Source organism: Kitasatospora sp. NPDC092286 (assembly GCF_044755565.1).
Taxonomy (GTDB): domain Bacteria; phylum Actinomycetota; class Actinomycetes; order Streptomycetales; family Streptomycetaceae; genus Kitasatospora.
Genome location: NZ_JBIVRD010000038.1, coordinates 49713 through 70748 on the forward strand (window position 1 = coordinate 49713; position 21036 = coordinate 70748).

Consider the following 21036-nt stretch of genomic DNA (forward strand, 5'->3'; position numbering starts at 1 on the left):
GGGATGCGGCATGATCCTGCCATTCGACAGGGCGTCAGAACAATGTCACAGGTCATATGACATAAGGTGGGCCGGTCATAACACGGCCTCGGAACGGCCGTGCCGAACCACCGGCCCGGCGCGTCCGGCGGCCGCCGGCGCGAACAGCGCCCGCCCCGTTACGGCCGGGTCGGCCGGTACGTCCGCGCGGCCCAGGCCCGGAAGGCCGGCGAGGCGGCGATCAGGTCCCGGTACGCCGCGGCCGCCGCGCCGAACAGGGTCTCCACCACCTCCCCGCTCACCCCGCCGGGCCGCCAGGCCAGCAGATGCCGGACCCAGACCGGCGTACCGGCGAGCGGTTTGACCACCACGTCGGCGAGCGGCCGGGTGGTCGCCTGGACGACGGAGATCCCGAGCCCGGCGGCGATCATCTCCTGGAGCTCCAGCCGGCCGCCGGGGAACTCGTGGACCGCGGCCGGGGTGAACCCCGCCGCCGCACAGGCGTCGTAGAAGACGCCGTGCCAGCCGGCTCCGTCGTCGGGGGTGAGGAACCAGTCCTCGTCGGCCAGGTCCACCAGGGCGATCTCGGTACGGTGCCGGAGCCGGTGGCCGGCCGGGAGGGCGACGAAGGAGGGCTCGGTGACGATGCCGCGGTGCGCGACGGACGGCGAGTGGCGCAGCTCCCGGCCCGGGTAGTCCATGGCCACGGCGGCGTCCGCGTCGCCCTGCTCCAGCAGGTCGACGATGTCCGAGGACTGGTGGACGGAGGTCACCGTGAACCGCTGGTCGGGCCGCTGGTGCCGGGCCCTGGTGACCAGTCCGGGCAGGATCGGCGAGATGGTCGCGGCCAGGCGCAGTTCCCGGCGGGCCGGCCCGCCGGGAGCCTCCGGGCGGTGGCCCAGGCAGTCGGCCCGGGCGAGGAGGTCGCGCGCGGCGGTCACCACCTCGACGCCGAAGCAGGTCGGCGCCACGCCTGCGGCCGTGCGCTCGAAGAGCGGCGCGCCCAGGTGGCGTTCGATGCGGCGCAGCTGTGTGCTGGTCGCCGGCTGCGAGGCGCCGAGCAGGGCGGCGGCGCGGCTGACGCTCCCGCTGTCGGCGATGGCGCACAGCACCCGAAGGTGCCGCAGCTCCAGCTCCATGCCCCTCCCCTCCCCTTCACGCGACGGCCGGGCCTTCCCGGCCGTCGGCGTCGGGTGGCTGCCGCCGAGGACAGTGCAACAGCACACATGACATGTCAGCGGCCTACCTTCACCCCCCGCGGATTGCCTCGTCAAGGCCCTTCCGGGGCCGGACGGCGATACCGGCACCACCTTTTACCAGGGCATTGCGTCCGCCTGACCGTCCGCCTGACCGTCCGACGGCTGCCGGGTCGGGGCCGGCCCTTCGCGCGGTGGCCGGCGTCCTCGTGCGGTGCGCGCGCCGGTGGCCCTCCGGCGGGGTCCGGCCGTGCTCGGCCCCGAGGTGGCGCGGGTTCTCGTGGAGGGGCGGTTCTGCCTGTTCGGGCAGGCCGTCGTTGCGTGAACGTACACGTATCTCCGGGATTCTCTGCATTTACCGATAAACGCCTGGATTTTCCGGACTTCCGCGATCAAGCATCGGGATGACGTTCCGTCATCGATCCCGGTTTCCGTGGAGGACACCCAGTGCCGCACCCGTCCCGTACCCCCAAGGCGCTCGGCCTCGCCGTCACCGCCGTGCTGGGCCTGACCCTGGCCGCACCGCCCGCCCTGGCCGGACCGGCCGCCGACCCCGACCCGGTGCCCGCTCTGGTGGCCGGTGGGGGCACCGCCGCCCCGCAGCTGGTCACCGGGCTGGCCGAGGCGGCGCCCGGCAGTCCGGGCGAGGCGGCCCGGGCCCACCTGGCCGCCCACCCGGAGCGGTACCGGATCGACCCGGGGCAGCTCACCGAGGTCGGCACCGGGCGTACGGCCGAGGGGCGGCACACCGTCAGGTTCCAGCAGTACCACGGCGGTGTGCCGGTGCTCGGCGGGCAGTACCTGGTCCGCCTCACCGGTGAGGGCGCCGGCCAGCGGGTGGAGTCGGCCGGCGGCAAGTACTTCACCGGACTGACCGCGCCGACCACCCCCGCCGTCCCGGACCCGGTGCTGCGCGGCCTCGCGCTCGGCTCGCTCACCGACCCGCGTGGCCGGGCCGGCGCCACCGCCGAGGACCACGGCCTGGTGGTGCTGCCCGGCGGCACCGGCCGGCTGACCCGGCACTTCACCGTGCGCGGCACCGACCGGGCCGGCGGGCAGCCGACCACCCGCGAGGTCTACGTGGACGCCACCGTCGGCGGGATCGCCCTCGCCCACGACGCCCGCGCCCCGTACCAGGCCGGTGCCCGACCGGCGACAGCGGCGGCCGCCGCACCGGCGCTCGAACCCGCCACCGGCACCGCCCCGGACGCCTACGGCCGCACCGTGAAGGTGAACACCGCCCGGCTGCCGGACGGGAGCCACCAGCTCGTCGACCTGACCAGGCCCGCCTCCATCACCACCTACGACGCGGCCGGACGGGACCTGCTGGACTTCATCGACGGCCTGCCCGCCGACCTCCGCCCGGCCGCCTCCCCGACCTCCGACTTCCCGGCCGCCACCGGTGCCGACGGCGCCACCGACGCCCACCTCAACGCGGGCATCGTGTACGACTTCTACCGCGACCGGCTGGGCCGGGAGGGGCTGGACGGCAAGGGCTCCCCGATCGTCTCGCTGGTCGGCGTGACCAACGACGGCGCACCCATCATGAACGCCACCTGGGACGGGACCATGATGTCCTACGGCGGTGGCGGCCCGCAGTACCACTCGTTCGCGGTCGCGCTGGACATAGCCGGACACGAGATGACCCACGGCGTCATCGACCACACCGCCGGTCTGGTCAACGCCGGCCAGACCGGGGCGATGAACGAGGCGCTGGCCGACTACTTCGGCAACGCCGTCGAGGTGACCGCCCGCGGCGTGTCGATGACCGACCCGAAGGCCGCGCTGTTCGGCGAGGCGGTGTGCCGCACCGGCACCCCGGAGGACTGCGCGGGGCGCCGGCTGGACGACCGCCGCACCACCGTGGACGACTACCTCGGCACCGACCTCAGCCTCGACAGCGGCGGCGTGCACCTCAACTCCACCATCTTCTCCGGGGCGCTGTGGGACATCCGGCGCACCCTCGACCCGCTCACCGCCGACCGGCTGGTCTACCGCGCGCTCGCCGACTACCTCACCCCGCTGGACGACTTCGTCGACGGCCGCAACGCGGTGCTCGCCGCCGGCCGCTCGATGAACCTCAGCCCGGCCCAACTCCGTTCGGTGGCAGCCGCGTTCGACGCCCACGGGATCCGCGCCGGCTGGGAGTCCAGGCTCGGGACGGACAGCCGCCCGCTGGTGCGCGCCATCCCCACCTCGATGGCCGCCCCGGCCGTCGCAGGCGGCCGCTGGGTGATGGGCAACTCGACCGGCACCGGCGACCCCGCCCTGTACACCGGCTCCACCACCGCCCCCGGCACGCCCACCCGGCTGAGCCCGGAGGACGGCCGCCGGCACAGCTGGGCCGCCACCGACGGACAGTCCGCCGCCTGGCTGGCCGTCGGCCCCGACGCCGAGGGCAGGTTCGGCATGGAGGTGCTGACCCGCTCGCTGGCCGGCGGCCCGGTCCGCAGCCTGTTCGCCTCCCGGACCGAGCAGCTCGCCGAGGTCCGGATCTCCGGCGGTGACATCGCCTTCCTGGTGGAGGACTGGGAGAGCGGCCGGACCACGGTGCGTCTCTCCCGCGACGGCGCCCCGCCGGTGGAACTCCCGCTGCCCGACGGCCACCGCCCGTCCGGCCTCACGCTCAGGGACGGCGTGCTCGGCTGGAGCGAGCAGTGGACCGCCGGGGAGCGGGAGATGTCCGCGGCCACCGTCCGCTCGCTCACCACCGGCCGGGTGACCGCGCGCTACGAGTCGGCCGGCACCGTCAGCTCCACCGTGCTCGCGGGCGGACGGCTGCTCTGGGTGGAGACCCCGGCCGGCCCGGCCGCGCGCAGCGCGATCCGCTCCGGCGCCCTGGACGGCTCGGGCGTGGTCGACGTGCTTCCCGCCGACTCCCCGTACGCCCAGGTGACCGCCGCCATCACCGCCTCCGACCAGGCCGTCACCTTCCAGGCCGTCATCTCCCGGGACGAGGGCGGCAAGCCCGCCGGCGGCTGGACCAACGCCGCGCTGCCCAAGCTCTGGCAGCTGCCGCTCACCGGTGGCACGCCCGTACGGGTCTCCTGCAACCGGGGCGGCCAGTACGAGGCGGCCGCCGACCGGGGCACCCGGGTGCTCTGGCTGGACGCCACCACCGGCCGCACCGACCTGGTGGTCCGCGACCACCCGGCCGGGCGCTGCTGACCGGGTCCTGCTGATCAGGCCGCCGCTGCGGCGTTCGCCCCGGTGCCGGCGGGTACCGGGGCGATGGTCTCCTCGTCCGTGGCGGGGCCGCACCGTGAGGCATCAGGCGAGGGCCGCCGCCAGCAGAGCGGCGGTCCTGGCGACCAGCGGTTCGTCGGCCGGCGCGCCGGCGTCCCGCCGGGTGGACAGGACGGCCAGGACGACGGGCGTCCCGTCCGGGGTCCAGGCGATGCCGACGTCGTTGGTGGTGCCGTAGCCGCCGGTGCCGGTCTTGTCCGCGAGGGTCCAGTCCCCGGGGAGTCCGGCGCGGAGGCGGGCGGCGCCGGTGGTGTTGGCGAGCAGCCACCCGGTCAGCCGCCGCCGGTCCTGCGGGGCGAGCGCGTCCCCGAGCACCAGCCTCAGGTGGCTCCGCCCGATGGCGGCCGGGCTGGTGGTGTCCGTCACACGCCCCGGTTCGGCGGAGTTCAGGTCGGGCTCCCACCGGTCGAGCCGTGTCACGTCGTCGCCGATGGACCGGCAGAAGCGGGTGATCGCCGTGGGGCCGCCGAGCTCACGGAGCAGGAGGTTGTCGGCGGCGTTGTCGCTGTAGCCGATGGCGGCGGCGCACAGCTCGGCGACGGTCATGCCGTTCGCGAGGTGTCCGGGCGTGCCCGTGACCGGGGCGTAGCCCGCGTCCGTGACGTCCTTGCCGGTGTAGCGGATCCGCCTGGCGAGGAACCCGCCGTCCCGGTCGAGGTCCCTCAGGACGGCGGCGGCGGTGATCGTCTTGTGCACCGAGCAGATCGGGAAGAGCTCGTCGGCGCGGTACACCACGCTCCTGCCCGTGACCGTGTTCCGCGCGAACACCCCCAGCCGGGCGCCGTGCTCCCGCTCAAGGCCGGCCAGCGCCCGGGTGACCGTGTCCCCACCCGGTGACGCGCCGCCCGCCGGGTGGGCCGGCCCACCCGTGGACACGGCGCCGGCCAGTGCCGTCCCGGCGCCGAAGGCCAGCACCGCACGGCGGCCCGGGCGTCCTGCGAAGATCCCCACGATCGTGTCCTCCTTTGTCCGGCGACCATCCTCCGGAGATCAGGACACCTCGACGGCCCGACCGGTTCGCCCGCTTTCCCCCGTTTCTGCCGCTCGTGCGCCACCGCCGGTGCAGCCGGTCCGGGCCCACGGGCCGCACGACCGGGCCGGGCCCGGCCGGGGGCGGGACGGCTCAGGCGGGGCGCCGGGCTCCGGCCAGGGAACGGATCTGCACGTGGACGGCCGCCGGCTCGGTGCCGGTCACGGCCGCGACCTCGCTCTGCGGCAGGCCGAGGACCAGGTGGAGCAGCAGGACGTCCTGCTGGGGGTCGGTGAGGTGGGCGACGGGGTGGAGCGGGCGGGGGCCGGCCAGGGTGCGGACGTGGCGGCGTACGGCCTGCCAGGCGCAGGCGGCCGGGCTGGCGGCGGCGAGGACGTCGGGCCAGCGTCCGGCGAGTTCGTCGAAGGCGTCGTGCACGGCGCGGCCGGCGTCGGCGGGGGTGAGGAGGAGGGCGGCGTAGCGCAGGTAGTTGTGGAGGTGGAGGTCGTGGAGCGCCCACAGGCCGAGGTGGGGTCCGGGGTGGGCGGTGGTCCGGGTTCGGGGTGATGCGGGCATGGGTGTTCCCGAGGTAGCCGGGTGGGCGGATGGGTGGTCCGCGGGCGGGGCCGTGGTGGGGCCCTGCCCGCGGAGCCTGGTCACACGAGCGCCGGGGTTTCTCCGGTGCCGTCGCGGCCCGCCGGGGCCGGGTGGTGCGCGTCGTCGGCCTTGTCGGCGGCGAGGCTGTTCTTGAGCGTCACCCACAGCTTGAACAGGGTCTCTGTCGGGATGCCGCCGGTGGAGGTTTTGATCGCGCGGGCGAACTCGCGCTGGTAGGTCCTGGCGGTCATCGGCACCGGGGTGCGGGCGTTGTTCGTCCGTTCCCAGGCCGCCGCCCACAGGACGCGGCGGTTCTCCTTGACGCCGCAGACCTCCATGTAGGTGGTGAAGACGGTCTTGTGGAGGGGGGCTTCGCCCTTGAGGACCAGGGCCAGGGTGCTGGAGGGCAGGCGGCCTCCCAGTTTCCGGGCCCGGCGGTCCAGTTCTTCCAGAGAGGGCCAGTCGGCCTTGCGGCGCATCTCGTGCATGGCCCGGCGCAGGTCGGCGAAGGAGTCGGCGTGTTCCGGGTTGAGCCGCTTGGGTACGCGCCGGCGCCGGGTTCCGGAGGAACGGGGTACGTGGGCCCAGTAGTTGGCGTGGGTCCATTTCTTGCGGGCCGTCTTGAGGTCCGCCCCGCATTCGCGGGCGATGGCCTCGACGACCTCCCAGCTCGGCAGGGACCGGCCGTTGGTGGCCCTCTGCAGGGTGGTCGAGTGGTAGTTCGTCCGATCGGCGAGCTGGCGGTAGGTCAGCTTGGCCTCGTCGCGCTGCTCGCGCAGCCACGCGGCCAGTCTGCCCAGTGCCGGTTCGGTCGCCGTGATCGGGTTCTCTCGGCGTCCCATCGCGGGCGGGCACCCTCCGCTAGATCCGCTCCCGCCGCAGCCTCAGCCCCACGAGCCAGCCGCCGCCGGCCAGTTCCAGCGCCGCTCCGGCCGACATGCCCGCCGCGACCAGGACGGCGGCGACGGCGATCACGATGACGATCACGATCGCCTCCGCCCGTCCGGGCAGCCAGGACGGGCGCGGGCGCGGCGGCGTGATGCCTCCGGCGGCGCAGTGGGCGGGGACGGGGGCGGCTTTCTTGCGCTTCCTCGTCATCGACGAGACCCTCCTATAGCACTGATCACTCCAACAGGACGGCACTTCGGTGGTTGGCGTCACGCGAAGCATCCGTTCGGGTAACACTCTGTCAGGCATACAGGCGATTCCCAATCGATTCGGTGAACACCACGCGGATTGATGCGCCACCGTCCAGGCCCGAGCCCGCGTTTTCGACCTGCCCTTACCGCATACCGGCAGGTCAGAAAGGTGAAACTGGAAATTGATGCGCGTTCGCGCAGCATCCCCTTGTCGCCCTCACCGCTGGGTGTGACGATTGCAGCAGCGTCATCCAGACCTACGGGTCGGGAACCCGGGGGCGCTGATTACTCCAACAATTTCGGGAACACCCGGAGCGGGCCGTGTTGGCGCATGGGCCCGCCCGGACAGCAGAGACCGCCCGGCCGCAACGGCCCGAGCGGTCTCTCTGCGTTTCCCGGCCTCACCCACCGCTACGGCGTCCCCGGGGGCCGGCGGGCGAGGTCGATGAACAGGGCGGAGGACCAGCCGAAGCCGGAGGTCGCCCGGGTGGCGCGGGCGCCGGTCAGGGGGTTCCAGTACTCGTAGAGGCCGCCGGCGTCGCGGACCATGGCCAGGGTGCGGTGCTGGAGTTCGTCGGCGGTGGCGGCGAAGCCGGAGCGGCGCAGGCCCTCGATGAGCAGGTAGTTGATGTTGAGCCAGACGGGGCCGCGCCACATCGCCTCGGGGTCGAAGGCGGGATCGTCGAACGCGACGGTCGGGACGGGGTGTTCGCCCCAGTACGCGGTGGAGCGCAGGGTCCTCTCCAGGCGGGCGGCGATCTCGGGGGGTAGGCGTCCGGTGAACAGCGGCATCAGGTCCAGTGCGGTCCGTACGGGCACGTTCTCGCCGTCCGCCACGGTGCGAAAGCGGGTGCCGTCCCAGCGGTTGGCGACCAGCAGGCGGGTGTGGGCGGCGGCGCGCGAGCGCCAGCGGGCGGCGTCCCCCGGCAGGTCCAGGGCGTCGGCGATGTCGGCCAGGCGGTCGGCCTGGTGGATCAGGTAGGAGCTGAGGTCGGGGGGCTCGGCCCGGGGGCCGTAGTCCCAGACGGGGCTGTCGTCGAGGCCGGAGGAGTAGGGGTGCAGGTAGGCGGGCAGGCCGTCGCCGTCCGGGTCGGAGGCGGCGAACCACCAGGCGTGCGCGCGGACGAGCCGGGGGTAGACCGAGGCGAGGAACGGGAGGTCCGGGTCGGCCTGGTGGACCTTCCACACGGCCCACGCGGCCAGCGGCGGTTTGGTGACCGGCACCGGTCCCGGGCTGGGTGCGGTGCCGTTCGCCCGGCCGACGTGTTCGCTCAGGCGGACGTGGTCCGCGCGGGGCAGGTCCGTCGTCTCGGCGAGCACGCCGTGGTCGTGGACGACGTCGGGCAGCCGGCCGTCGGGCAGCTGGTGGTCCAGGAGCAGGAGGATCTGGTCACGGGCGAGCGCCGGTGAGGCGTGGCGCAGTGCCACGGCGTGGAAGAGGGCGTCCCAGTTCCAGACGCCCGCGTAGCCGTACTTGGAGGGGACGAGTCCTTCGCGGCCGGCGATCGGCAGCAGGTTGACGGCCAGGGTCCACCAGGCCATCCGGGCGCGCTCCGCCAGGTCCGCCCGTACGGGTGGCATGCGGGCGAACCAGTCGTTCCAGCGGGCTTCGGCGGCGGCGCGCACGGCCGGTTCCGGCCAGTGGCCCGGCGGGCCGGCCAGGACGTGGCAGCCGGTGAGCGCGAGGGTGTGCTCCGTTGCGTCGGGCAGCCGCCAGGAGGCCCGGGCGTGCCGTCCGGCGATCACCAGGGTCGAGGGGTCGGCGAACAGCAGCGACACCCCGCCGGCGAACGCCACCTCGGAGGGTGTCGCCGAGACGACGGGCAGCGGGCGTCCGCCGGGGTCGCGTACGACCAGGGCGGTCAGTTCCGTGGTCTCGGCGAGCGGGGTCTCGTAGGCGGCCCGGGCGACCCGGAGCCCGTCCGGGCCGGCCGTGACCAGCAGCCGTGAGCCGCGTTCGGTGAACGGCCGCTCCACGAGGTCCAGTGTGAGCATCAGCGTCCTCCCAGGCCCGACGAGGCCATGCTGTTGAGGATCTTGCGCTGCCCGACGAGGAAGGCGATGAGCATCGGTACCACGGTCATCGCCGACAGGGCGGCGGTCAGCCCGTAGTCGACGCCGCCCCGTTGGGAGTGGAAGGCGTCGAGCAGCAGGGGGATGGTGAACAGGTCCGGGGTGTTGAGGAACACCAGCGGGAAGAAGTAGCTGTTCCAGCTGGCGAGGAAGACGATGATGCCGAGCGTCCACAGGCCCGGCCGGATGTTGGGCAGGATGATCCGCCAGAAGATGGTCCAGCGGCCCGCCCCGTCGATCCGTGCCGCGTCCTCCAGCTCGACCGGGACGGCCCGGATGAACTGGCGCAGCAGGAACACCGCGAAGGGGTTGGCGACGGCGGGCAGGATCAGCGCCAGGTGCGAGTCGATGAGGTGGAGCCTGGCCAGCATGAGGTAGAGCGGCACGATCGTGACCTGGGCCGGGACCATCTGGGTGGCCAGGAAGAGGCCGAACAGCGGCCCGGAGCCGCGGAACGGTATCCGGGCGAAGGCGTAGGCCGCCATGGCGCTGGTGAACAGGGTGGCCGCGACGGTGACGGCCGCGATGTACATGCTGTTCCAGTAGGCCCGCCCGAGCGGTACCTCGTCGAGGACGTCCGGGTAGTTCCGCGGGCGCCACGGCCCGGGCAGCCAGGCCAGCGGCTCGTTGATCATCTGGGTGGCGCCCTTGAAGGAGGTCAGCAGCATCCAGATGAACGGGAACAGCATGACCAGGCCGCCGAGGGCGAGGCCGGCGTGCAGCAGGGTCTGTCTCCGGTTGGTCATGCCGGCCTCACGACTCGTAGTGGACGAAGCGCTTCTGCGCCTTGAACTGGACCGCGGTGACGACGAGCGTCAGCAGCAGCAGGAGCAGCGCGGCGGCGCTCGACAGGCCGAAGTGGAACTCGCGGAAGCCCTGTTGGTAGACCTTGTAGACGATGGTCTGGGCGCCTTCGTTGTGGTCGGGGTTGACGAGGACGTAGACCAGGTCGAACGCCTGGAACGAGCTGATCACCGACACCACCACGGTGAAGAAGACGGTGGGTGAGAGCATCGGCAGGGTGACCGAGCGCAGCATCTGCCAGGGTCCCGCGCCGTCGATCCGCGCGGCCTCGGTCAGGCTCGGCGGGATCGTGGCCAGCCCGGCCAGGAAGATGACGACGTTGAGCCCGAGCGACGACCAGATCGTCACGACCGCGATGGCGGGGACGACCCAGGTCGGGTCGGCCAGCCAGTCCGGCGGGGTGATCCCGAACAGGTCCCGCACCGTGCCGTTCAGGATGCCGTCGGTGCCGCCGCCGAGGATCATCTGCCAGATCACCGACACGGCGACCGAGCTGGTCACGACCGGCAGGAAGTAGATCACCCGGTAGGCGGTGCGGCCGCGCACGCCGTGCAGGGCCAGTGCCAGCAGCAGGGCCAGGACGAGCCCGCCCGGGACGGTGATCAGGCCGATCTTGACGGTGTTCCACACCGCGCGGCCGAAGTACGGGTCGGTCAGCTGGGTCCGGAAGTTGTCCAGCCCGACCCAGGTCGCGTCGCCGATGCCGTCCCATTCCATGAAGGACAGGACGACCGCGTAGCCGAGGGGGCCGACGAGGAACACCAGCAGGGCGAGCAGCTGGGGGGCGAGGAAGAGCACGGCCCACCGGCGGTCCCGCCGCCGCCAGAGCGGCTCGCGGGCGGGGCGGACGGGGCGGACGGGGCGGGCCCGCCGGGGGGCCGTGGTCCGGGTGGCGGCGCTCAACCCTTTGGGCCCTTCATGCCGTCGACCAGGCTCTGGAGCTGGGTCATCCCCTCGTCGAACCCGACCTTGCCCTCCCAGATCTTCAGGAGGTGGTCGTTGATCGCCTTGGTCAGGCCGGGGACGGCGACCTCGTCGGGGTAGTTGGCGAAGCCCTTGTCGCGCACGTCGAGGAAGGTCTGGGCGTGCGCGGGGTAGTTGCCCTCCGTCACCAGGCTCTCGGCGCCCTTGACCGACGGTACGGCGCTGCCGCCCTTGAGCCGCAGCTGCTGGCCCTCCTTGCTGACGAACTCGCTCAGGAAGGTGAAGGCCTCCTTCATGTGCCTGGTGTCCTTGTTGATGGTCAGGTAGGACGCCGCGACCGCGCCCTGGATCGGCTGTCCGGACTCCGAGGGGAACGGCACGACGTCGTAGTTCTGGCGGTCGCCGCCCTTGTCGATGCCCTCGACGACCCAGCGGCCTCCGGCGTAGAAGCCGGCCTTGTGCTTGACGAACTGGGTGGCCGCGCTGTTGCCCTCGGGCAGCAGGTCGGCGGAGGCGAAGGTCTTGTCCTGGAAGCCGTCGGCGAGGGTCCTGAACGCCTGGCGGGCCTTCGGGTCGGACGGCGCGACGAACCTGCCGTTCTCCCAGACCTTGCCCCCGAAGCCGTTGACGAGGCTGTAGTTGGCGCCGTACCAGTTCCAGAATATGGAGCCGTACTTGCCCGCGGCCTTGAGTCTGGCGTTCATCTCCAGGTAGGTGGCCATGGTCCAGCGGCCGGACTCGTTCAGCGCGGCGGGGTCCTCGGTGATCCCGGCGGCGGCCAGGGCCTTCTTGTCGAACCAGAGGACCTCGGGGTTGGTGTCGTTGGGGACGCCGAAGGTGACGCCGTCCTTCTTCGCGCCGCCGTAGAGGCCTTCGAAGAAGTCCGAGGGCCTGCTCTTGCTCAGGGGCCCGGCGAGCTGCTCGTCGAGCGGGGCGAGCACGCCGTCGGCGACGAGTTTGCCGATGTAGTCGTCGCCGGCGTAGAAGACGTCGGGGGCGGTCCTGGAGGTGAGCTGGGTGAGCAGTTTGGGGTGGTAGTCCTCGTAGGAGGCGACCGGTTCGAGCTTCAGTGTGATGTTCGGGTGCCGCTTGGTGAACTCGTCGGTGAAGGCCTTGAAGACCGCCATGTCCTCGGCCGAGCCCCAGGTCGACCAGCGCAGGGTGACCTTGCCGTCCCTGGAGTCGCCGGCGGGGCCCGCGCCGCCGGTCCCGCTGCACGCGGACACGGACACCGACAGGGCGACGGCCGCGGCGGCGGCGGCCAGGGCTGTTCTTCTCTGGAAAGCGGGCATCGGGTGCCTCCTGGGGGCTCTCGTGGGAGGAGCGGGGTGGGGAGGAGCTGGTGGGGCGGGGTCAGGCGAGGCCGCCGCCGTCGACGACGAGGGCGGAGCCGGTGATGTAGCTGCTCGCGTCGCCGGCGAGGAACAGCACGGCGTTCGCGATCTCCTCCGGCGAGCCCGCGCGGCCCATCGGCCGGTCGGCGGCGTCCTTCTCGAAGGCGGACCACTGTGCCCGCAGCTGGCGCGCCTCGTCGCGGAGCATCGGCGTCATGGTGTCGCCGGGGTTGACCGAGTTGACCCGGATGCCCGCGGCCGCGTGGTCGATGGCCAGGGCGCGCGTCATGTTGACGACCGCGGCCTTGGAGGCGCAGTAGGACAGCGCGTTGCCGCCGCCCTTCAGGCCCCACCCGGAACCGGTGTTGACGATGGAGCCGCCCTCCGTCATCGCCGGGACCGCGAAGCGGCACATCAGGTAGACCGACCTCACGTTGACGGCCATCACCCGGTCCCAGTCGGCGGCGGAGATCTCCAGCGCGGTCTGGCGGCGGATGATCCCGGCGTTGTTGAACAGGACGTGCAGGCCGCCGAACCTCTCGACGGCGGTGTTCACGACCTGCTCGCAGTCCGCCTCGGACGAGACGTCGGCCCGCACCGGCACGGCCCGGCCGCCGCCGGCCTCGATCTCGCGGACGACGCCGGAGGCGTCCGCCACGTCGGCGACGACCACGGCCGCGCCCTCGGCGGCGAACAGCCGCGCGGTGGCCCGGCCGATGCCCGAGGCGCCGCCGGTGACGATGGCGACCTTGTTCCGCAACGTGTTCATAGGTCCTCACTCGCTGACTGGATGCGGTACATCACTGACTCGCGGTACCCGGTGACGACCCGGGCGTGCCCGCCGAACGCGGCGTCGGCCGCGGCGTCCCCGCTGTCCACGAGCAGCGGACGGCCGCCGAGCGCGGCGAGTTTCTGCTGGGTGGCGAGCAGCACGATCCCGGCGAGCCGGTCGAGCACGCGCGGGCTGAACTGCTGGTTGCCGCGGCCGATCACGAAGCCCTGCCCTCCGATGACGGACAACACGCCATGTGTGACCTGTGACATGGCAAGGGTGTGAAGGGTCTGCTCGGTGACGTCCGAGGCGAGCAGGACGCCGTCCCGGACCACGTCCACGCCCAGCGGCGTCAGCTCCAGGCCGAGCTCGCGCCCCACCGCGAGCGTCGTCGCGCCGGGCCCCAGCGCATAGGCCGCACCGGGTGCCATGGACGCCACCACCTGGCGCGCGATCGACTCCGCCGACCCCGGCGGCGCCGCCGACGACCCGCTCTTGCGCCCGCTGAGCCGCGCCCTGGCCGCGGGCACCCGCAGGGTCCCGTACAGCCGCACCCCGACCCGCCCCGACCGGTACGCGTCCTCGTCCAGGTCGACGACCTCCGCGGCGAGCGTCGTCCCGTCGAAGGCGGCGGCCGTGGTGGCGGCCGCGGACGGGCTGACCGCGAAGCACCCGGAGTAGACCTTCACCCCGGCCGGCACGCCGAGCACCGGCCCCCGCGGCCGGGCGTCCAGCACGTCCCGCGCCGTCCCGTCCCCTCCCGCGAACAGCAGCAGGTCCGCCCCGGCGAGCGCCGCCACCGCCGCCCGGGTGTCCGCCGGCCCGTCGGCAGCCGCCCCGGGCCGGGGGCGGTGGGCGATCTCGTACGGGACGCCGGCGGCGACGGCGCTGTCCTCGCCCATGGCGCCCGCGACGGTGCGCACCCGGATGTCCGGGCGGCGGCGGTGGAGCGCCGTCAGCGCGGCGGCCGCGCGGGTGGCCGCGCGGGGAACCGCGCCCAGGGCGAGCGCCCTGGCCTGGATGTCCGGGCCGTCGCTGCCCTTGAGGGCGACGGGACCGCCGAGGCCCGCCACGGGGTTCACGACCAGGCCGACGATCACCGGCGGTGCTTCCGGCAGTAGGCGCGCCAGGTCGGCGACCACTGCGCCGGGTCGTCCAGGGACGCCGGGTCGATCCGGTGGACGCTCTGGTTGTAGGGCGCGTTCCTGACGAACTCCGGGTTCTCGCGGGCTTCGGAGGCCACCTGGGCGAGGATCGCGGCGTACTCGTCCAGGTCCTCGCGGGAGTAGGACTCCGTCGGTTCGAGGGTGAAGGGCTCGGCGACCACGTAGGGGTGGTGGCTGGTCCAGTAGTGCACCCCGAAGTCGGCGGCGCGCACCCCGATCTCCTCCGAGTGGACGCCGGTCTCCTCGGAGAGCTCCTGCCAGGAGTAGCGGACCTGTTCCACCCGCCGCCGGTCCGCCCACGGGACGGACGCGCCGGGGATCCGCAGGATCTTGTGCATCAGGTAGTTGTTGTTGAGGACCGCCGTCTCCGCGACCTCCTTCAGGCCCTCCGCGCCGAGCGCCATCACCCAGGCGTAGGCGCGGACGACGTTGGGCGTGACCCCGAGGAACGGGCGGATCTTCCCGACCGAACGGGCCGGGGAGTTCAGCGTGTACGAGTCGCCGTCGCGGTCGACGACCGGGCCGGGCAGGAACGGGACCAGCGCCTCGGAGACGCCGCACGCGCCCGCCGCCGGGCCGCCGCAGGCGTGCGGCGTCGAGAAGGTCTTGTGCAGGTTGAAGTGGCACAGGTCGAACCCGGCGTCACGGGCGCGGGTGACACCGAGGATGCCGTTGGCGTTGGCCTGGTCGTAGCAGGCCAGCGCGCCCGCTTCGTGGACCAGTTCGACGAACTCGCGGATCCTCGGGTTGAAGATCCCGGTGTCCTCCGGATTGGTGATCATCAGTGCGGCGGTGCGCGGGCCGACGGCCGCGCGCAGCGCCTCGATGTCGGGGCAGCCGTCGGCGTCCGGCATCAGGGTGATGACCTCGTACCCGGCGGTCTTCGCGCACGCCGCGTTCGAGGGGTGCGAGAACATCGTGGTGATGACCTGGTCGCGCCGGCCGCCCTCGCCCCGGGAGGCGTGGTAGGCGCGGATCATGGCGATGTTGGCGTAGATCGCCGCCGAGCCCGCGCCGGGCTGCAGTGAGACCCGCGCCATGCCGGAGAGCTCGTTGAGGATCTGCTCCAGCCGCCAGTAGATCTCCAGCACGCCCTGCACGGAGTCCTCGGGCTGCAGCGGGTGCAGCTCGGCGATCTTCGGGTCGCGCACGAAGGTGTCGTTGACCTTCGGGCTGTACTTCATCGTGCAGGTGCCCTGGCCGACGTCGATGTTCAGGTCGGCGCCGAGGGTCTCCTGCGACAGCCTCAGGTAGTGCCGCACCACCTGGTTCTGCGACAGTTCGGGCAGCGCGGGCGGGGTGCGGCGGCCGACGCCCTCGGGCAGCTCGACCGGCGGCGCGTCCGGGGCCGGGACGCCCACGCCGCGCCGCCCGGGCCGGGAGAGCTCGAAGATGATCTCTTCGTCCCAGCGGGCCTGGTGGAAGCGGCGCAGGACGGGCTTGGGTGCGACCGGCAGCGTCGCGAACGGTTCTCCCTGCGAGCTCACTTGGTGCCTCCGAGGGCTGAGAGGGCGTCCTTGACGGCCGCCGCGAGGGTGTCGATGTCGGCGATCGAGTGCCGCTCGGTGACGCAGACCAGGACCTCCCGGGGGCCCAGCCGCACCCCGCCGAAGATGTCCGCGCGCCGCAGGGCCGCGAGCAGCCCGTCGGCGTCCGGCACCTCGATGGCGAACTCGCGGAAGTGGAAGGCGTCCTGGTGGCGGACCCGGGCGCCGGCGGAGGCGAGGGCCCGCATGGCGTACCTGGTCCGGGCGAGGATCGTCTCGCCGATCTCGCGCATCCCCCGCGGGCCCATGAGCGCGAGGTAGACGCCCGCGGTGATGCCCCACAGGGCGGCCGCGGTGCCGACCCACTCCTTGCCCTCCTCGCGCAGCGCGAAGGACGTCCGGTCGTAGAAGACGTCGCCGAAGCCGTACTCGCCCGCGACCGCGGTCGGGGCGATGCCGAACAGGCGGGAGGGGAACTCCGCGACGAGGCGCTCCTCGTCGTGGCTGGCGATGAAGCCCGCCTGGCCGCCGCCGTACTGCTGGTGCATGCCGAGCGACTGGATGTCCCCGCACACGAGGTCGGCCCCGAAGGACGCCGGCGGCGCGAGCACGCCGAGCGAGATCGGGTCCGTCCCCACCACCAGGAGCGCGCCGGCGCCGTGCGCCAGGTCGGCCAGCTCGCGTCCGCGGGTCTCGATGACGCCGTAGACGTTGGGCGTCTCCAGGTAGAGGGCGGCGAAGGTGTCGTCCGGGCGGACCTCGCCCGTCTCCCCCGAGGCGGCCACCGGGGCGAGCACCGTCTCGATGTCCGGGGCGAGGTAGTCGCGGATCTTGGCGAGCTTGTCGGGGGCGACCGCGCCGCTGACGAGCACCCGGTGGCGGCCGGTGCGGCGCGCGGCCATCCGCAGGGCCGTCCCCGCCGCCTGGAAGCCGTCGTAGGTGGGCACGTTGACGACGTCCATCTCCAGCAGCTCGCCCATCATCGAGACGTACTCGAAGAGGGCCTGGAACCGGCCGTGGTCCTCGTAGGGCTCGCCCGCGTAGGCGGTCAGGAACTCGCCGCGCCCGTTCACCTCGTCGCAGACCGCCGGAACGTGGTGCGGGTAGCAGCCGTGCCCGAGGAAGCTCAGCACCTGCGTCGTGTCGGTGTTGCGGGCCAGCAGGCCGCGCATGTGCCGTACCAGGCCCTGCTCGTCGGTGAAGGGGGCGGGCAGGTCGAGGGGACGGGCCGGCCGCAGGTCGGCGGGGATGTCGCCGTAGAACTCGGCGACGTCCGGGGCACCGATCTCGGCGAGCATCGCCGCCCGGGTCTCGGCCCCCGCGTTGGGGATGTAGGGATGGGTCACGGGTGCTCCTCAGTGCTTCAGGACCACGGCGTCGCGTGGCGCGATGACCACGCGGCCGGTCAGGAGACGGCCGGTCAGCAGGTCGGTCCCGGGGGCGGGCAGGGGGACGGTGGCCGGTTGGGCCCCGTGGTTGAGCAGGAACAGGAAGTCGCCGCGGCGGCAGGCCTCGACGCCCTCCGGCAGGTCCGTCCCGGTGACGCCGGCGGCGGCGAGGACCTCGTCCAGGACCGGCGTCAGGTCGTCGGGCAGGCAGCCGAGGTAGGTGGCGGTGCCGCGCCGGGTGACGGCCGCGCGCCCGTCCAGCGGGCCGCCGCGGTAGCGGGCCACGACCTGCGCGTCGTCGACGTCCAGCCACTCGCTCCAGGTCCGGGCCGTCAGCCGGGTGCCGTCCCGCATGACGACGTCCTGGGTCCGGCCGTCGGGGATCGGCCAGAACTCCTCGGCGCGCACGCCGAGCAGTTCCCGCAGCGGCCCGGGCGCCCCGCCCTCGTGGACCTGGTCGGCGGCGTCCACGACCCCGCTGAACGGGCCGACGACGAGCCGGCCCGGGAAGGAGGCGAGGTTGGCGGCCTGCTCCGCCGTGCACAGGTAGAGGTTCGCGACGATGACGACCTTGTAGGAGGAGAGGTCGCGGCCGGGCGGCGCCAGGTCGACGGCGATGCCGCGGGCGTGGAGCGGGGCGTACCAGGAGAGCAGGAGTGCGTGCAGCCTGAGCCGGTCGGACGGCAGGGACTCGGGCGCCTCCAGCCCCCACCAGCTCTCCCAGTCCAGTACGAGGGCGACGTCGGCCGCTGTCGTGGCCCCGGCGACCTCGGCCAGCCGTCGCACGTCCGCGCCCAGCGCGAGCGTCTCCCGCCACTGGCGCGAGTCCGTCCCCGCGTGCGGAAGCATCGCCGAGTGGAACTTCTCCGGGCCGTACCTGGCCTGGCGCCACTGGAAGAACATCACGCCGTCCGAGCCGTGGGCCAGCGCCTGCAGGCTGTGCAGGCGCATGACGCCCGGCTCCTTCGGGACGTTCACCCGGCGCCAGCTCACCGCGCCCGGCGCCGATTCCAGGAGCAGCCACGGCTGCCGCTTCAGGGACCGCATCAGGTCGTAGCTGAGCGCGGCCTTCACGTGGGCCCTGGGGTCGGCGGGGTCGGGGTAGGCGTCGTCGCTGACGAGGTCCTCGGCGGCGGCCCATTTCCAGTAGTCGAGGTGGTGCAGGATGCTCATGAAGTTCGTGGTCACCGGGATGTCCGGGGTGACCTCCTTGAGCACTTCGCGCTCGGCCCCGAAGCAGGCGAGCAGCGCGTCGCTGGAGAACCGGCGCCAGTCCAGGAGCTGGGCGGGGTTGACCGGGCCGGGGGCCTTCCGGGGCGGGTTGACCTGCGTCCAGCCGGTGTAGTGCTGGCCCCAGCAGGACGTTCCCCAGGCGGAGTTGAGGCCTTCCAGGGTCCCGTAGCGGGCCTGGAGCCAGCGGCGGAAGTGCCGGGCCGACTCCTCGCAGAAGCACTCGACCGTATGGTCGGCGTACTCGTTGCCGATGTGCCACATGGCCAGCGCGGGGTGGTCCCGGTAGCGCTCGGCCATGGCGCGCGCCAGCCGGACGGTGCCGTCCCGGAACACCGGGGAGGAGGGGCAGTAGCCCTGGCGCGAGCCGAACTCCAGGACGGTCCCGCCCGCGTCGACGGGCCGCACCTCCGGGTGGCGCCGTACGAGCCAGGGCGGCGGTGTCGCCGTCGCCGTCGCGAGGTCCGCGGCGATCCCGTGCGCGTGGAGCAGGTCCAGGACCCGGTCCAGCCAGCCGAAGTCGTGGACGCCGGGCGCGGATTCGAGCCGGGACCAGGAGAAGACCGCGACGGTCGCGATGTTCACACCCGCCTCGGCCATCAGCCGCATGTCCTGTTCCCACACCTCCTCGGGCCACTGCTCGGGGTTGTAGTCGCCCCCGAACAGCAGCCCCGGCACCCGTGTCAGGCCCATGGTCCGTCTCCCGTCCACCCCACCCGCATTTTGTATTCAGAATGCATAGTGCAGTACTCTGCACCCGGTCAAGGGCCAGGCCGGAACCGGAGATTGGGGACCCGATGGCGATCAAGCGCCGACCGCTGCGCGAGCAGATCCGCGACGAGCTGATGGAGCGGCTCACCCGCGGCGAGTTCGCCCCGGGCACCGACGTCAACGAGGCCGTCCTGGCGGCCGAACTGGGCGTCAGCCGCACCCCGCTGCGCGAGGCGCTGATCACGCTGGCGGGCGAAGGGGTGCTGGAGAGCAGCCAGGGCCGCGGCTTCCGCTTCGCGCCCGTCAGCCGCAAGGAGTTCCGCGAACTGGTCGCGATCGTCGCCGCGCTGGAGTCCCTCGCGCTGGAGTCGTCCGACCCGACGCACCTGCGGAAGATCGCCCCGGAACTGCTGGGAATGGCCCAGGAGTTCCCCGACCCGGTGGCCGACCACGCCACGGTCGACCGGCGCGACGACGAATGGCACGGCCTGCTGCTCAGCGGCTGCCCCAACCAGCGCCTGCTGGACCTGCTCGCCGGCGTCAAGGCCGGGATGCGGCGCTACGAGAACCTCGTCGTCGCCGAGGACGAGCCGGTGGCCCGCGAATCCGAGGAGCACTGCGAGATCGCCCGCCGGCTCCTCGAGGACGACCTCCCCGGCGCCGTCCGGGCACTCAGGGCCAACTGGGTGGGCGGCATGGAGCGCATGCTCGCCCACATCCCGTGAGGGCGGGCCCGACGGCTCGGGGACCGCGCAGCCGGTGGTGCCGGTCGGAGCCGTCCGGCAGTGGGTGATCGAGCTCTCGGGCAGCCTCTCCCGCGTCCGGATCGACCGCCGCAACCTCGACCGGGCCGGCCGGGATCGGTTCAACCAGGCGCTGAAGTCCGCGCACGCCGACGGCAGCTACCGGAGACTCGCCGCGATCCACGCCGACATGAGGCTGCCTACCCTGGTCCTTGAGGACGTGGCACACGACGGCGAGGTGATTCGGATCGCCGCCCGGACCCGGGATGTGCCGGTGCCCTGTCCGGTGTGCGGGGTGTCGACAGGGAAAGTGCACCGATATCACAGCCGGACGGTGGCGGATGTGCCGGCGGACGGCCGCCAGGTCGTGGTCCGCGTCCGTCTCCGACGCCCGGCCTGCCCGATCACGTTCGCTCAACGCTTCGGGCTTGACACGTGGGCCCGTACACCGTTGGAAATTGGTCAGACGGCGCGCTGGCGCGTGTCCGCTCAGGCATGACTTGTAGAGTGCGAACCTCCTTGTACACCACGCACCTTGTGGGAGATGACTGTGTTAGCGCTCGTTGCTCGCATCCGATTGACCGGTCACCGGGAGTTTTGCTCTCGGGCTGGTGTGGAGGCACGCCGTGGCGATCAGTGATTCGGTTATCGCGAGCGTCCTTGCCGCCTACCTTGAGCGCTACCCGGACGAGGCCGAGCAGTTGTCCGAACCCCTGCGACTCCTGGGTGAAGGGCGGAACTTCGCGTCGCGACGCAGCTTCCCCATGCATGTGACCGTTGGTGCGTTCCTCGTTCGGGACGACGCCGAGGTCCTGCTCATCGAGCATCTGGCGTACGGCATCACGCTGCAACCCGGTGGCCACCTAGAGCCCACGGACGACGATCTGTGCACTGCTGCACTGCGCGAGTTGACGGAGGAGACCGGGCTGAGCCCCGCCGGTGTGCTCCCAGCGTCGCAGACGCCTGTCTATATCGAGTACGGCCAGGTCCCGGCTCGGCCGGACAAGGACGAGCCCGCCCACCACCATCTGGACATCGGATTCGCATTCAGGACGGCTCACGCGCGTGTGGATGTGGGCCGCCTCCAGGAGTCCGAGGTGACGGGCGCGGCCTGGTACCCGCTCGCTGTCGCCGAGCGGCTCGTTGGGCACCGCGTTGGCCGGGCGGTCAGCGCACCGGCTCGGCTCGGGTGACCACCCCGTCAAGCACTCCGTGGTCGGCCCGCCCAGCTGGCAGGCCGACCACGGGGCCTCACCTGGCCGGGTGTCAGCCGGGCC

At 72.9% G+C, this 21036-nt stretch carries 17 protein-coding genes and 1 pseudogene; 4 read left to right on the top strand and 14 right to left on the bottom strand.

The window, feature by feature from the left end:
* Window positions 1–158 precede the first annotated feature (158 nt).
* Complete coding sequence (locus ACIQIB_RS30695; RefSeq protein WP_400761997.1) at window positions 159–1118, bottom strand: LysR family transcriptional regulator; 960 nt, start codon at window positions 1116–1118, stop codon at window positions 159–161.
* A 504-nt stretch (window positions 1119–1622) separates the two neighbouring features.
* Between ACIQIB_RS30695 and ACIQIB_RS30700 the strand changes: the two genes are divergently transcribed.
* Complete coding sequence (locus ACIQIB_RS30700; protein WP_400761999.1) at window positions 1623–4343, top strand: M4 family metallopeptidase; 2721 nt, start codon at window positions 1623–1625, stop codon at window positions 4341–4343.
* Between the two features lie 102 nt (window positions 4344–4445).
* Here the strand turns inward: ACIQIB_RS30700 and bla are convergent, their stop codons facing one another.
* The 13 genes from bla to ACIQIB_RS30765 form a co-directional block, all read right to left on the bottom strand.
* Window positions 4446–5366, bottom strand: a complete 921-nt coding sequence (gene bla / locus ACIQIB_RS30705; RefSeq protein ID WP_400762048.1) for a class A beta-lactamase — start codon at window positions 5364–5366, stop codon at window positions 4446–4448.
* Between the two features lie 178 nt (window positions 5367–5544).
* Window positions 5545–5967, bottom strand: coding sequence for a sigma factor-like helix-turn-helix DNA-binding protein (locus tag ACIQIB_RS30710; protein WP_363609697.1), 423 nt, complete (start codon window positions 5965–5967; stop codon window positions 5545–5547).
* An 80-nt stretch (window positions 5968–6047) separates the two neighbouring features.
* The gene (locus ACIQIB_RS30715) at window positions 6048–6830 is read right to left on the bottom strand and encodes a helix-turn-helix transcriptional regulator (RefSeq protein ID WP_363609695.1); all 783 of its coding nucleotides are present in this window, start codon (window positions 6828–6830) and stop codon (window positions 6048–6050) included.
* Window positions 6831–6849: 19 nt separating this feature from the next.
* Window positions 6850–7086 (bottom strand): hypothetical protein, encoded by a 237-nt coding sequence (locus ACIQIB_RS30720; protein WP_363609693.1) that lies wholly within the window; start codon window positions 7084–7086, stop codon window positions 6850–6852.
* A 452-nt stretch (window positions 7087–7538) separates the two neighbouring features.
* Window positions 7539–9122: an amylo-alpha-1,6-glucosidase gene (locus tag ACIQIB_RS30725; RefSeq protein ID WP_400762001.1), complete on the bottom strand. Its 1584-nt coding sequence runs from the start codon at window positions 9120–9122 to the stop codon at window positions 7539–7541.
* Window positions 9122–9946 (bottom strand): carbohydrate ABC transporter permease, encoded by an 825-nt coding sequence (locus ACIQIB_RS30730; protein ID WP_400762003.1) that lies wholly within the window; start codon window positions 9944–9946, stop codon window positions 9122–9124. Before ACIQIB_RS30730 ends, ACIQIB_RS30725 begins: the two co-directional genes overlap by 1 nt.
* Before the next feature lie 7 nt (window positions 9947–9953).
* Window positions 9954–10907: a carbohydrate ABC transporter permease gene (locus tag ACIQIB_RS30735; protein ID WP_400762005.1), complete on the bottom strand. Its 954-nt coding sequence runs from the start codon at window positions 10905–10907 to the stop codon at window positions 9954–9956.
* The gene (locus ACIQIB_RS30740; RefSeq protein ID WP_400762007.1) at window positions 10904–12220 is read right to left on the bottom strand and encodes an ABC transporter substrate-binding protein; all 1317 of its coding nucleotides are present in this window, start codon (window positions 12218–12220) and stop codon (window positions 10904–10906) included. Before ACIQIB_RS30740 ends, ACIQIB_RS30735 begins: the two co-directional genes overlap by 4 nt.
* A 61-nt stretch (window positions 12221–12281) precedes the next feature.
* Window positions 12282–13031 (bottom strand): SDR family NAD(P)-dependent oxidoreductase, encoded by a 750-nt coding sequence (locus tag ACIQIB_RS30745; RefSeq protein WP_363609683.1) that lies wholly within the window; start codon window positions 13029–13031, stop codon window positions 12282–12284.
* Window positions 13028–14176, bottom strand: a complete 1149-nt coding sequence (locus tag ACIQIB_RS30750; RefSeq protein ID WP_400762009.1) for an ATP-NAD kinase family protein — start codon at window positions 14174–14176, stop codon at window positions 13028–13030. The genes ACIQIB_RS30745 and ACIQIB_RS30750 overlap by 4 nt, the downstream gene beginning before the upstream one ends.
* Window positions 14131–15687, bottom strand: coding sequence for an aminomethyl-transferring glycine dehydrogenase subunit GcvPB (gene gcvPB, locus ACIQIB_RS30755; protein WP_400652491.1), 1557 nt, complete (start codon window positions 15685–15687; stop codon window positions 14131–14133). The genes ACIQIB_RS30750 and gcvPB overlap by 46 nt, the downstream gene beginning before the upstream one ends.
* Window positions 15684–17033, bottom strand: a complete 1350-nt coding sequence (gcvPA, locus tag ACIQIB_RS30760; RefSeq protein WP_363609677.1) for an aminomethyl-transferring glycine dehydrogenase subunit GcvPA — start codon at window positions 17031–17033, stop codon at window positions 15684–15686. The genes gcvPB and gcvPA overlap by 4 nt, the downstream gene beginning before the upstream one ends.
* A 9-nt stretch (window positions 17034–17042) precedes the next feature.
* Window positions 17043–18998, bottom strand: coding sequence for a beta-galactosidase (locus ACIQIB_RS30765; protein WP_400762011.1), 1956 nt, complete (start codon window positions 18996–18998; stop codon window positions 17043–17045).
* A 104-nt stretch (window positions 18999–19102) separates the two neighbouring features.
* On the opposite strand from ACIQIB_RS30765, the gene ACIQIB_RS30770 reads away from it, so the two are divergent.
* The 3 genes and pseudogenes from ACIQIB_RS30770 to ACIQIB_RS30780 all read left to right on the top strand — a co-directional run bounded on the left by ACIQIB_RS30770 (window position 19103) and on the right by ACIQIB_RS30780 (window position 20952).
* A complete protein-coding gene (locus ACIQIB_RS30770; protein ID WP_400762013.1) occupies window positions 19103–19741 on the top strand; it encodes a GntR family transcriptional regulator in 639 nt (212 codons plus the stop codon).
* A 208-nt stretch (window positions 19742–19949) separates the two neighbouring features.
* Window positions 19950–20180, top strand: a pseudogene (locus ACIQIB_RS30775) (transposase family protein); the annotation flags it as partial.
* A gap of 205 nt (window positions 20181–20385) precedes the next feature.
* Complete coding sequence (locus ACIQIB_RS30780; RefSeq protein WP_400762015.1) at window positions 20386–20952, top strand: NUDIX hydrolase; 567 nt, start codon at window positions 20386–20388, stop codon at window positions 20950–20952.
* Window positions 20953–21036: the final 84 nt, after the last annotated feature.

What these genes read in the sequence shown, in the direction of transcription:
- ACIQIB_RS30745 (WP_363609683.1), bottom strand. Translation starts at nt 13,031, where the DNA reads ATGAACACGTTGCGGAACAAGGTCGCCATCGTCACCGGCGGCGCCTCG.
- ACIQIB_RS30695 (WP_400761997.1), bottom strand. Translation starts at nt 1,118, where the DNA reads ATGGAGCTGGAGCTGCGGCACCTTCGGGTGCTGTGCGCCATCGCCGAC.
- ACIQIB_RS30725 (WP_400762001.1), bottom strand. Translation starts at nt 9,122, where the DNA reads ATGCTCACACTGGACCTCGTGGAGCGGCCGTTCACCGAACGCGGCTCA.
- ACIQIB_RS30710 (WP_363609697.1), bottom strand. Translation starts at nt 5,967, where the DNA reads ATGCCCGCATCACCCCGAACCCGGACCACCGCCCACCCCGGACCCCAC.
- ACIQIB_RS30740 (WP_400762007.1), bottom strand. Translation starts at nt 12,220, where the DNA reads ATGCCCGCTTTCCAGAGAAGAACAGCCCTGGCCGCCGCCGCCGCGGCC.
- ACIQIB_RS30730 (WP_400762003.1), bottom strand. Translation starts at nt 9,946, where the DNA reads ATGACCAACCGGAGACAGACCCTGCTGCACGCCGGCCTCGCCCTCGGC.
- ACIQIB_RS30715 (WP_363609695.1), bottom strand. Translation starts at nt 6,830, where the DNA reads ATGGGACGCCGAGAGAACCCGATCACGGCGACCGAACCGGCACTGGGC.
- ACIQIB_RS30720 (WP_363609693.1), bottom strand. Translation starts at nt 7,086, where the DNA reads ATGACGAGGAAGCGCAAGAAAGCCGCCCCCGTCCCCGCCCACTGCGCC.
- ACIQIB_RS30765 (WP_400762011.1), bottom strand. Translation starts at nt 18,998, where the DNA reads ATGGGCCTGACACGGGTGCCGGGGCTGCTGTTCGGGGGCGACTACAAC.
- ACIQIB_RS30770 (WP_400762013.1), top strand. Translation starts at nt 19,103, where the DNA reads ATGGCGATCAAGCGCCGACCGCTGCGCGAGCAGATCCGCGACGAGCTG.